This window comes from Bacillus sp. FSL R5-0585, from assembly GCF_038004545.1.
Taxonomy (GTDB): domain Bacteria; phylum Bacillota; class Bacilli; order Bacillales; family Bacillaceae_G; genus Bacillus_A; species Bacillus_A cereus.
Genome location: NZ_JBBORJ010000001.1, coordinates 3016622 through 3028801, shown reverse-complemented (window position 1 = coordinate 3028801; position 12180 = coordinate 3016622). Strand labels below are relative to the sequence as shown.

Here is a 12180-nt window from a genome sequence, read left to right as displayed (position 1 = left end):
TACTTTCCGTTTAGGAAGTTAACAAATATATATTAAGGGGATATGGACATGACTTTAAAGAAAAAATTAGGAATGGGTATTACATCAGCAGTATTAGGAGCAGCTTTAGTTGGTGGAGGAACATTTGCATTTTTCAGTGATAAAGAAGTGTCAAACAATACATTTGCGGCTGGAACACTGGATTTAGCATTAAATCCATCAACAGTTGTTAACGTATCGAATTTAAAACCTGGGGATACAATTGAAAAAGAATTTAAACTAGAAAATAAAGGTTCTTTAGATATTAAAAAGGTTCTACTGAAAACAGATTATAATGTAGAAGATGTAAAGAAAGATAATAAAGATGATTTTGGTAAACATATTAAAGTAACATTCTTAAAAAATGTAGATAAGCATGAGACAATTGTGAAACAAACTACTTTAGATAAATTAAAAGGTGACACACTTACAGCTGTAGATAATGATTTATCGGCTTGGTTCTGGGATGAAAAAGGTATTTCAGCAGGTAAATCTGATAAATTCAAAGTGAAATTTGAGTTCGTTGATAATGGAAAAGATCAAAATCAATTCCAAGGCGATAAGTTACAATTAAATTGGACGTTTGATGCACAACAAACAGCAGGTGAAGAAAGATAATAATAAAAAGGGCTATCACATGGATAGCCCTTTTTCTATTTTTCTAGTATTTGTCTATCAATTTTAATAGTTCTTTACTATAATATAGATAATGTTCTGTATAAAGAACGTAATGTTCGATGGGAGAGATTAAGATGCTGAAAAGACCGCGTAATTTTAAAAAGATGCTTATATTGCCGTGTATGTGTTCTATTACGTTTTATTTAGGATCTCAAATTATGACGCATACAGAAGCGGCGTTCATTCATGAAACGAAAGTAGAAGCGACGCTTTCTACAGCAATTATATTTCCGAAAACAGTTAATACGTTAAAAGAGCAATCTGAGAAACATAAACAGTTTATTGAGCGTGAGTATGGAACGATGAAGGGGAAATCGAAAGCAACTTCTATTGAAGAAATAAAACAGGCGATTTCTGTATGGCAACAAGGGCGTGAGAAAATTGTTGCTGAGAAGGAAGCTCTGCAAAATGTATATACTGAAATAGAAGCTCCTTACAATCAAATACAAGAAGAATTAAAGGTAAATAAAGATGAGTCGATGCAGCAAGTGTCCATATATGTAAATGAAGGCTTTCGCAGTATCAAAGAGAAGCGTGACTATATTGAGAAAGAAATTAGCTTGAAAGCTATTGATGAGCAAATTCAGGCTCTTCAGCAACAATTAAACGTTGCAATTGAAGCGGAAGGACAAAAGAAAGTAGAAGAACAGAAGAAAGCAGAAGAACAGAAGAAAGTAGAAGAACAGAAGAAAGCAGAAGGACAAAAGAAAGTAGAAGAACAGAAGAAAGCAGAAGAACAGAAGAAAGTAGAAGAACAGAAGAAAGTAGAAGAACAGAAGAAAGTAGAAGAACAGAAGAAAGTAGAAGAACAGAAGAAAGTAGAAGAACAGAAGAAAGTAGAAGAACAGGAGAAAGTAGAAGAACAAAAGAAAGTAGAAGAACAAAAGAAAGCGGAAGAACAGAAAAAGCTAGAAGAGCAGAAGTAAGCAGAGTAACTGCTTTAGTGAAACAGCTGGAAAACAAGAATGTGGTGTAAGAGAGAGTGAACGAATAAGCAAGACTAGTAATATTTATACGAGTGTGAGGGAACGTTAGCCCTCACCTCTTTATTTTTCTTTTTTCTTATAGTATTAAATGATTTGAGTGTGAAAAAAGATATAAATTATCAATATTTTTCTGAAAAGTCTGAATGATATTGAGAAATAAAAATAACTGAAAATATTAATAAATATGTGTTGTGTTTATATAGGATTGTTCGTTATAATGAACATAAGGTTTTTAAAAAAGAACACATATTAGCTAAGCTAATATAGTTTTCTTTACATCTCTTATTGAAAAATAAGTGATAAAAATATAAAAAAAAGCTAGGGGGAATTGATTGTGAGTCTGAAAAAGAAATTAGGTATGGGAGTTGCATCAGCAGCATTGGGGTTAGCTTTAATTGGTGGAGGAACATTTGCATTCTTTAGCGATAAAGAAGTATCAAACAATACATTTGCAGCTGGGACGTTAGACCTTACATTAAACCCTAAGACGCTTGTAGATATTAAAGATTTAAAACCAGGGGATTCTGTTAAGAAAGAGTTCTTATTACAAAACAGCGGTTCGTTAACTATTAAAGACGTTAAATTAGCAACAAAGTATACTGTTAAAGATGCAAAAGGTGATAATGCTGGTGAAGACTTTGGTAAGCACGTTAAAGTAAAATTCCTTTGGAACTGGGATAAACAAAGTGAGCCTGTATACGAAACAACTTTAGCAGACTTACAAAAAGTTGATCCAGATCTTTTAGCTAAAGATATCTTTGCTCCTGAGTGGGGAGAAAAGGGTGGATTAGCAGCTGGTACAGAGGATTATCTATGGGTACAATTTGAATTTGTAGATGATGGAAAAGATCAAAATATCTTCCAAGGTGATACATTGAATTTAGAATGGACATTCAATGCTAACCAAGAAGCTGGGGAAGAAAAATAATAAAAAAGCGGGTATTCCCGCTTTTTTTTATAAAGAAAAAGAAGTGCTGGTTGTAAGCACTTCTTTCTATTATTATTTTTGATTTTGCTTCCACTTTGTAAATTCAAGAAATTCACGAAATTGTTCTTTGGAGACACCAGAGTTCATTGCATCTTTAACGAGTTGTGTCCATTCGGAGTCTAGGTTAGTTTCCTTTGTTGTTTCATCATGAAGTAAAGTATCAACTGGAATTTGTAGAACTGCTGCGATCTTTTCAAGAAACTGAATGGAAGGGTTTTTTTGTAAATTTCGTTCTATAGAACTAATGTAAGATTTAGCAACGCCAGCTTTTTCGGCAAGTTCAGTTAATGAAATACCTTTTTGTAAACGAAGGCGTTTTATACGTTCTCCAATCATATTTGCGCACCTTTCTATCAATATGTAGTTGTCTTATGATGTCATTATTATAACATAAACTTCGTTAAAAAGAACAAACCTATTGAGCCTGACTGGATGGCTTCATACGTTGGAAAAATTGCTCGATGTCTTGCATGGCGATACCAGCATCTAGAGCTTCAAGTATTAAATCAATCCATTCTTGATCCAGTGCGTCTGTCTTATCTTTGTACAAATGTAATTCCTCCCTAATTATCGGTCATAATTGCTGCTACAGAATACATGATAATGCAATCCGATTTTTTGTTTTATATAGTGAATTATCAAATATTGTGTAGATGAAACAAAGATAAAATCCCCATTAAACTCCCTCTATGGAAATTATAAATTGTTCGATAAAAACTTTCAATATTTTCAGAAAACATTGTTGAATTGTGATATATTCGTATGCTAACTATGAAATTTTTACAAATATATTAAAAACATTACATAATATGACTAAATATTGAAAAAATATTGAATTTTTAATAAAATTCAATTTGTAATACATATTATTTATTAGGGGAGGAAATATGGGATGAACAAGAAACCGTTCAAAGTTTTGTCATCAATCGCTTTAACAGCTGTATTAGGCCTTTCATTCGGAGCTGGCACTCAATCTGCATATGCTGAAACGCCTGTGAATAAAACAGCTACGAGCCCAGTTGATGATCATTTAATTCCGGAAGAACGTTTAGCAGATGCATTAAAAAAACGTGGGGTAATTGATTCGTCAGCTTCAGAGAAAGAAACAAAGAAAGCTGTCGAAAAGTATGTAGAGAACAAAAAGGGTGAGAATCCTGGGAAAGAAGTACCGAATGGGGATCAACTTACGAAAGAAGCATCTGATTTTTTAAAGAAAGTGAAAGATGCGAAAGCAGACACGAAAGAAAAATTAGATAACCCTGCAACAGGAACACCTGCAGCGACAGGACCAGTTAAAGGTGGTCTAAATGGTAAAGTACCAACATCTCCAGCAAAGCAAAAAGCGTATAACGGTGATGTACGTAAAGATAAAGTACTCGTTTTACTTGTAGAGTACGCTGACTTTAAACATAACAATATCGACAAAGAGCCTGGTTATATGTATTCGGAAGATTTTAATAAAGAACATTATGAAAAAATGCTATTCGGTGACGAGCCGTTTACATTAGATGATGGAAGTAAAATTGAAACGTTTAAACAATATTACGAAGAGCAATCTGGTGGTAGTTACACTGTAGATGGAACAGTTACAAAATGGTTAACAGTTCCTGGTAAAGCTGCTGATTACGGTGCAGATGCTGCTAGCGGCGGTCATGATAATAAAGGACCAAAAGGACCACGGGATTTAGTAAAAGATGCATTAAAAGCAGCTGTAGATAGCGGTCTTGATCTATCAGAGTTTGATCAATTTGATCAATATGATGTAAATGGTGATGGAAATAAAAATCAACCGGATGGTTTAATTGATCACTTAATGATTATTCATGCAGGTGTTGGACAAGAAGCAGGTGGTGGTAAATTAGGTGATGATGCAATTTGGTCACATCGCTGGACAGTTGGACCAAAACCATTCGCAATTGAAGGTACACAAGCGAAAGTTCCATATTGGGGTGGAAAGATGGCAGCGTTCGACTACACAATTGAACCAGAAGATGGAGCAGTTGGTGTATTCGCGCATGAATATGGTCATGATTTAGGTTTACCAGATGAATATGATACACAATATAGCGGTGCTGGTGAGCCAATTCAAGCTTGGTCTATCATGAGTGGCGGAAGCTGGGCTGGTAAAATTGCAGGTACAACACCAACGAGCTTATCACCACAAAATAAAGAGTTTTTCCAAAAAACAATCGGTGGTAACTGGGCAAATATCGTAGAAGTAGATTACGAGAAATTAAATAAAGGTATCGGCCTAGCAACATATTTAGACCAAAGTGTTACGAAATCTAACCGTCCGGGTATGATTCGTGTTAACTTACCAGACAAAGATATAAAAACAATTGAGCCGGCATTCGGAAAACAGTATTACTACAGCACAAAAGGTGATGATCTTCATACGAAGATGGAAACACCACTGTTCGATTTAACAAATGCAACGACTGCAAAATTTGACTTCAAATCATTATATGAAATTGAAGCAGAGTATGATTTCCTGGAAGTACACGCTGTAACGGAAGATGGTCAACAAACGTTAATTGAAAGACTTGGTGAGAAAGCAAATAGTGGAAATGCAGATTCGACAAATGGAAAATGGATTGACAAATCATATGATTTAAGCCAGTTCAAAGGTAAGAAAGTAAAATTAACATTTGATTACATTACTGATGGTGGTTTAGCATTAAATGGTTTCTTACTTGATAATGCTTCATTAACAGTAGATGATAAAGTAGTATTCTCTGATGACGCAGAAGGTACGCCGCAATTCAAATTAGATGGTTTTGCTGTTTCTAACGGAACAGAGAAGAAAAGCCATAACTACTATGTTGAGTGGAGAAACTATGCTGGTTCAGATAACGCGTTAAAATTTGCACGTGGTCCAGTATATAACGCTGGTATGGTCGTATGGTATGCAGATTCAGCTTACACAGATAACTGGGTAGGTGTACATCCAGGACACGGTTTCCTAGGTGTAGTTGATTCTCATCCAGAAGCAATTGTAGGAACTTTAAATGGTAAACCGACAGTGGAAAGTAGTACGCGATTCCAAATCGCAGATGCGGCGTTCTCATTCGATAAAACGCCAGCTTGGAAAGTTGTATCTCCAACGCGTGGAACGTATACGTATGATGGTTTAGCAGGTGTACCGAAGTTTGATGATTCTAAAACGTATATTAATCAACAGATTCCAGATGCAGGACGTATTTTACCGAAGCTTGGTCTGAAGTTTGAAGTAGTAGGACAAGCTGATGATAATTCTGCAGGTGCTGTTCGTTTATATCGTTAATACTGTAAAACTACCGAGAGATTTTCTTTCGGTAGTTTTTTTGTGAGCAATGAATTTTATATAGCTGAAAAAGTCATATATAATGTAACTTTAAGAATAGAAATTTGTTATATATGAAGTCTATATAAATAATGAAAGAATTGGATAAAAATAGTGGGAGAAGGTGAGTGAATGAGTATTTCCTCTATTGTAAGTAGGCAAAAGGAATATTTTTTAAAAGGGCATACGAGAAGCATCGAAATGCGAAAGAATAATTTGAAGAAGCTTTATGAAGGCATTCAGCATTTTGAAGAAGAAATATTTCAGGCATTGAAATTAGATTTAAATAAGTCAGTTCACGAGTCGTTTACAACGGAAGTTGGATATGTATTAAAAGAAATTTCCTTTCAATTGAAACATATGTCATCGTGGAGTAAACCGAAACGAGTTCGAACAGCACTTACTCATTTTGGATCAAAAGGAAAAGTAGTGCCAGAACCGTATGGTGTGACACTTATTATTGCACCGTGGAACTATCCTTTTCAATTAGCAATTGCACCACTTGTAGGAGCACTGGCAGCTGGAAATACAATCGTTTTAAAGCCGTCAGAGTTAACACCAAGCGTTTCAAAAGTGCTTAAGAGAATGTTAGATGAATTATTCCCAGAAGAGCTTGTAGCGGTAGTAGAAGGTGGCGTTGAAGAGAGTACATCTTTGCTGAGGGAACCATTTGATTATATTTTCTTTACTGGTAGTGTTGGCGTTGGAAAAGTTGTAATGGAAGCAGCAGCGAAACAGTTGACGCCGCTCACTTTAGAACTTGGCGGGAAAAGTCCTTGTATTGTACATAAAGATGCAAAGATAGAGATGACAGCAAGAAGAATTGTTTGGGGTAAGTTTTTAAATGCAGGGCAGACGTGTGTAGCGCCTGATTATATGTATGTGCATTCTTCCGTGAAAGAAAAGCTAATTGAGGCACTGCGACATGAAATTATAGAGCAGTATAGTAAAGAACCTTTGCAAAATGAAAATTATGTGCGTATTGTAAGTGAGCGTCATTTTGAAAGATTATGTGGATTTTTACAAGATGGTCAAGTCGTAATTGGTGGAAACTATAAGAAAGATACATTACATATTGAACCGACAGTACTAGCGGATATTACATGGAAAGATACTGTTATGGAAGATGAAATTTTTGGTCCGATTTTACCAATCATAGAGTACGACAACATAGAAGATGTAATTGGCACAATCCAGCAACATCCGAAGCCGTTAGCGTTATATGTATTTTCTGAAGATAAAGAAGTACAAAAGAAAGTGACGAGTAATATTTCATATGGTGGAGGCTGTATTAATGATGTTGTCTATCATCTTGCCACGCCATATTTACCTTTTGGGGGTGTTGGAAGTAGTGGATTAGGGGGTTATCATGGGAAAGAAAGTTTTCGGACTTTTTCACATTATAAAAGCATTTTAGCCCAATCTACAGCATTCGACATGAAAATTCGTTACTCTTCTACAAAAAGTGCTTTAAAATTCATACGAAAGTTGTTAAAATGATGATGGTGTTTATCAGTAGGCGTAGCCGTATGATAAAAGCCCCTTCGCAATGGAAGGGGTTTTTCTGTTCGACGTTATGTATCATGCGAAAATGAATCAAACATACTACATAAAGAATAGAAACGAACGCTTGTTAAATAACCATTTTTGTTTGGATCGAAACAAAAAATAGTCTATAGAACATAAATATTTATTCATGAATATAAAAATTTTAAATTTAAGGTAGATAGGACGGGAAAATGAAAAAGATTATTAAAGTTGAAGCAGTTGAAAAATATTTTGGAAATCAAGTGATTATCCCACCTCTTTCTTTAGATATTAAAGAGGGAGAGTTTTTAACAATTTTAGGGCCGAGTGGCTGCGGGAAAACGACTTTACTTCGTATGATCGCAGGATTTGAAACTCCAACTAAAGGGAATCTTTTATTAGATGATGAAAGAATTAACGATTTGCCGCCATATAAACGTCATATGAACCTAGTGTTCCAACATTACGCACTATTCCCACATATGACAGTAGAGAAGAATATTTGTTTTGGTATGAAAATGCAGAAAGTATCAGCAGCAGAGCAGAAAGAGCGTGCTGAAGAGGCAATGCGTTTAACGCAGTTACTTGAGTTCCGTAATCGTAAACCTGCGAAGCTTTCTGGTGGACAACAGCAGCGTGTTGCAATTGCAAGAGCGATTGTAAATAATCCGCGTGTATTACTATTAGATGAGCCACTTGGAGCGCTTGACTTTAAGTTACGAAAAGACTTGCAACGTGAATTGAAAAACTTACAACGTAATTTAGGAATTACGTTCATATACGTAACGCACGATCAAGAAGAAGCAATGAGCATGAGCGATCGTATTGTCGTTATGAATAAAGGACATATCGAACAAATCGGAACGCCGAAAGAAATTTATAATAAGCCGAAAACATTGTTCGTTGCGACATTCATCGGTGAAAATAATATTGTGAAGAACGGGGAAGGCTATGTAGCAATTCGCCCTGAAAATGTAAAAGTACGTTCGGTTGAAGAACCAATTTTAAAAGAATACCATCTTGGACATATTGAAGATATTGAGTTTGTCGGAAATATGGAGAAGCTTTATGTACGTGATGAGAAAACATCAGAATTACTAATGGCATATCAAACTGCTGAAGAGGCAGCGCAGTGGAGCATTGGAGATAATGTATATGTAGGCTGGGAGCAAGAGGACGAGGTGACCTTAAATTGAAAAAAGGGAAATTACTCGCACTACCTACAGTCGCGTGGCTGTTAATTTTCTTCCTAATCCCGCTCGTATTCGTATTAGGATTCGCCTTCATGCAGCGCGGAGCTTACGGGACAGTAGAAATGCAATTTACGCTGGAGAATATCTCCCGTGTATTTGATCCATTGTACTTAGGAACGTTATGGGAAACTGTTAAGATCGCAGTTATTACAACAGTAATATGTTTATTAATTGGTTATCCGTTTGCGTATACAATTACAATTGTTGACCGCAAATACCGCTCTATTCTTTTATTATTGGCAACGATCCCGTTTTGGATTAACTTTCTTGTTCGTTCATACGCATGGATTGTTATTTTACGTTCACAAGGTCTTGTGAATACGTTGTTATTAAAGCTTGGCATTATTAGTGAACCGTTAAATTTATTATATAATACTCCTTCTGTAATACTCGGAATGGTCTATTCTTTATTACCATTTATGATTTTACCAGTGTATGCAGCAATTGAGCAGCTGGATAAGCGTAAGCTAGAAGCGGCTTATGATTTAGGAGCAACACCAATAAAGGCATTTTGGAATATAACAGTGCCGATGACGATGTCAGGAATTGCGACTGGTTCTATTTTAGTATTCGTTTCTTCTATCGGAATGTTTGTTGTATCAGACGTGATGGGCGGATCGAAAGTAGCATTAATCGGAAACGTTATTCAAAATCAATTCTTAGGTGCACGTGACTGGCCGTTTGGATCTGCGTTATCGATTATCGTTGTTCTATTCTCTGTTCTGTTAATTTACTTATATTATCGTGCAACGAAAGTATATAAATATAATGAGAACGGAGGGGAATAGGCAAAGATGAAGAAGTTTTTAGTTTCTTATTCTTGGTTAATTTTGTTATTCTTGTATTTTCCAATGATGGTTTTAATGGTCTATTCTTTCAACGACTCTCGCATTAATGCGGAGTGGGAAGGTTTTACATTCCATTGGTATACAGATTTATTTCAAAAACAAGATGTTATTGATGCATTTGTAAATAGTATTACGATTGCAGTTATAACAACGATTGTGACAACGGTACTTGGTGTATTCTTTGCAATTGCTTTACATCGTTATAAATATCGTTTCGAAGGGGCTATTAATGGCCTTGTATATTTACCAATTTTAATTCCTGATATTTTAATGGGATTATCTTTACTAATTCTTTTCAGTCAGTTAGGAATGGAACTTGGACAAACAACGATTATTATTGCGCATATTACATTTAGTATTTCGTTTGTTGTTGTTATTTTAGCTGCGCGTCTTTCAAGTATGGGACGTGACTTAGAAGAAGCTGCAAATGATTTAGGAGCAACACCTTGGCAAACGTTTCGTTATGTAACGTTCCCAGCAATTGCACCGGGAGTTATTTCAGCAGCATTATTAACATTCACATTATCAATTGATGATTTTGTAATTAGTTTCTTCGTATCAGGACCAGGATCAACAACATTGCCACTATACATTTACAGTATGGTTAAGCGCGGAGTATCACCAGAAATTAATGCTCTTTCTACAATTTTAATTGTGGCTATCGTAGGATTAATGGTTCTATCTGAAATCTTCCGGAACAAAGGTGCAGATGGTGAAGAAAACTCTGGAGGACACCTTCCTTTATAATACGAACGATATAGAAAGTACAAGGGGGTAATAAACAGATGAAATTAATGAAAAGAATAGCTGGCGTAGCAATTAGCTTTAGCCTTGTTGCTGGTGTGCTTGCTGGTTGTGGTGAAAAGAAAGAAGAATTAAATATTTATAGCTGGGCTGACAATTTTGATGAGCAGGTGCTAAAAGATTTTGAAAAGAAATATAATGTGAAAATTAACTATGACAAGTACGCAAGTAATGAAGAAATGCTTGCGAAATTACAAGCTGGTGGCGCAAAGTATGACTTAATCCAGCCGTCTGATTACATGGTTAAAACAATGGCGAAAATGGACTTATTAGCACCGTTAGATAAAAAGAATATCCCGAATATCGAAAACATGGTTTCTAATTTTAAAACACCTGCGTTTGATCCAGAGAATAAATATTCTTTAGTGTACACTTGGGGTGTAACAGGGATTGCATACAATAAAAAGTATGTGAAAGAAGCACCTACAAGCTGGGCTGACTTATGGAATGAGAAATATAAAGGACATGTAACGTTACTAAACGATTCTCGTGAAGTATTAGGAATGGGTCTTAAGAAGCACGGGTTCTCAAACAGTACGAAAGACGATGCACAATTAAAGACAGCAGCAGATGATTTAAAGAAGCTGCTTCCAAACTTATTAGCGTTTGATACAGATAACATTAAACAAAAATTCATTACAGAAGATGCTTGGATCGGAACAGTTTGGTCTGGAGATGCAGCATTTATCGCAAAAGATAATAAAGATGTAGAATATGTTGTACCAAAAGAAGGCGGCACAATTTGGGCTGATACGTTAGCAATTCCAAAAGGTGCAAAACATAAAGAGCTTGCTGAGAAATTTATGAACTACTTACTAGATGAAAAAGTAAGTGTGAAAAACTACGAATCAATTGGTTACAGTAATCCAAATGAAAAAGCTCATCCTCTTCATAGTAAAGAATACCGTGATAATCACATGATTTTCTTAACGAAAGAAGAGTTAGATCGTACAGAATGGCTTGTTGATGTGGACGATAAGTTAAAAGACTATGATCGTTACTGGACAGAGCTAAAAACAAAAGGTAAATAAGTAAGGAAATGCGGTTTCTAAAGTAGAAATCGCATTTTTTCATAGTAGGAGGAAATCGTTTGAAGAAGAAGTTACATCAGTATGAGCTAATGTGTATCGGTTTGTTATTTGCTGTATTTGGTATTGTTGCTTGGCGCGTACATGCAGGTGGCGTTACAGTGATGGATACATATGTCCGTGGATTAGTAAGAGGGCTGCAAACGGAAAGTTCTCTTACATTTTTCTCGTACTTTACAAAATTGGGATCAGCAATTGGGATAGTCGCTACGCTCGTTATAAGTTTGCTTGTTTTTTGGAAGAAGCGTTATTATGCTACGATGATTGTATATCCATTGGGAATTTTAATAACACATCTTGTGAATAAAGGGATAAAAGAGATTGTAAAGAGAGAACGTCCGTCATTAAATGAAGCGCTAGATGCACTTGGATATAGTTTTCCTAGTGGACATGCAATGCTATCGATTATGACATTTGGATTTCTTACTTATATCATTGCTGCTAATTTGAAAAGCGTAGCTGGCAAATGTGCCACAACGATTTTGATGGGTATAGTAATTGTATCGATTGGATTAAGTAGAGTCATTTTAAATGTACATTACCCAACTGATATTTTAGCTGGTTACTGCGTAGGTGGTATTTTGTTAATTATGGCGATTTACTACCATCGTTTACTTACTGAGAGATTAGGGCTTAATAAAGAGAGATAGAAAGAAAGACGTCTGGAA

The 12180-nt window shown here is 35.5% G+C and carries 12 protein-coding genes; 10 read left to right on the top strand and 2 right to left on the bottom strand.

Translation table 11 applies throughout. The features are described 5' to 3' along the window. Positions 1-48 precede the first annotated feature (48 nt). The 3 genes from MKY38_RS15565 to calY all read left to right on the top strand — a co-directional run bounded on the left by MKY38_RS15565 (position 49) and on the right by calY (position 2610). Positions 49-636, top strand: coding sequence for a CalY family protein (locus MKY38_RS15565; RefSeq protein WP_000172852.1), 588 nt, complete (start codon positions 49-51; stop codon positions 634-636). A gap of 134 nt (positions 637-770) precedes the next feature. Then, a complete protein-coding gene (locus MKY38_RS15560) occupies positions 771-1622 on the top strand; it encodes a DUF4047 domain-containing protein (RefSeq protein WP_341049144.1) in 852 nt (283 codons plus the stop codon). 394 nt (positions 1623-2016) lie between these two features. Further along, positions 2017-2610: a biofilm matrix protein CalY gene (gene calY / locus MKY38_RS15555; RefSeq protein ID WP_000053713.1), complete on the top strand. Its 594-nt coding sequence runs from the start codon at positions 2017-2019 to the stop codon at positions 2608-2610. A gap of 72 nt (positions 2611-2682) precedes the next feature. Here calY and MKY38_RS15550 read toward each other — a convergent pair whose 3' ends face one another. Together MKY38_RS15550 and MKY38_RS15545 are read right to left on the bottom strand one after the other, a co-directional pair. Further along, positions 2683-3006 carry a helix-turn-helix domain-containing protein gene (locus MKY38_RS15550; protein WP_000578885.1) on the bottom strand — a complete coding sequence of 108 codons (324 nt, stop codon included), beginning with the start codon at positions 3004-3006 and terminating at the stop codon, positions 2683-2685. 79 nt (positions 3007-3085) lie between these two features. After that, positions 3086-3220, bottom strand: a complete 135-nt coding sequence (locus MKY38_RS15545; protein ID WP_000276219.1) for an anti-repressor SinI family protein — start codon at positions 3218-3220, stop codon at positions 3086-3088. Between the two features lie 342 nt (positions 3221-3562). On the opposite strand from MKY38_RS15545, the gene inhA1 reads away from it, so the two are divergent. The 7 genes from inhA1 (at position 3563) to MKY38_RS15510 (ending at position 12162) form a co-directional block, all read left to right on the top strand. Beyond that, the gene (inhA1, locus tag MKY38_RS15540) at positions 3563-5953 is read left to right on the top strand and encodes a M6 family metalloprotease immune inhibitor InhA1 (protein WP_078439327.1); all 2391 of its coding nucleotides are present in this window, start codon (positions 3563-3565) and stop codon (positions 5951-5953) included. A 171-nt stretch (positions 5954-6124) separates the two neighbouring features. After that, complete coding sequence (locus tag MKY38_RS15535; protein ID WP_000028375.1) at positions 6125-7492, top strand: aldehyde dehydrogenase; 1368 nt, start codon at positions 6125-6127, stop codon at positions 7490-7492. A 239-nt stretch (positions 7493-7731) separates the two neighbouring features. Beyond that, on the top strand, positions 7732-8715 hold the full coding sequence (potA, locus tag MKY38_RS15530) for a spermidine/putrescine ABC transporter ATP-binding protein PotA (RefSeq protein WP_065223900.1): 984 nt from the start codon (positions 7732-7734) through the stop codon (positions 8713-8715). After that, complete coding sequence (potB, locus tag MKY38_RS15525; RefSeq protein WP_000715500.1) at positions 8712-9560, top strand: spermidine/putrescine ABC transporter permease PotB; 849 nt, start codon at positions 8712-8714, stop codon at positions 9558-9560. Before potA ends, potB begins: the two co-directional genes overlap by 4 nt. A 6-nt stretch (positions 9561-9566) precedes the next feature. After that, the gene (potC, locus tag MKY38_RS15520; protein WP_000714192.1) at positions 9567-10367 is read left to right on the top strand and encodes a spermidine/putrescine ABC transporter permease PotC; all 801 of its coding nucleotides are present in this window, start codon (positions 9567-9569) and stop codon (positions 10365-10367) included. A gap of 38 nt (positions 10368-10405) precedes the next feature. Continuing rightward, the gene (gene potD / locus MKY38_RS15515) at positions 10406-11455 is read left to right on the top strand and encodes a spermidine/putrescine ABC transporter substrate-binding protein PotD (protein ID WP_000772493.1); all 1050 of its coding nucleotides are present in this window, start codon (positions 10406-10408) and stop codon (positions 11453-11455) included. A 59-nt stretch (positions 11456-11514) separates the two neighbouring features. After that, positions 11515-12162, top strand: coding sequence for a phosphatase PAP2 family protein (locus MKY38_RS15510; protein WP_341049143.1), 648 nt, complete (start codon positions 11515-11517; stop codon positions 12160-12162). Positions 12163-12180 lie beyond the last annotated feature (18 nt).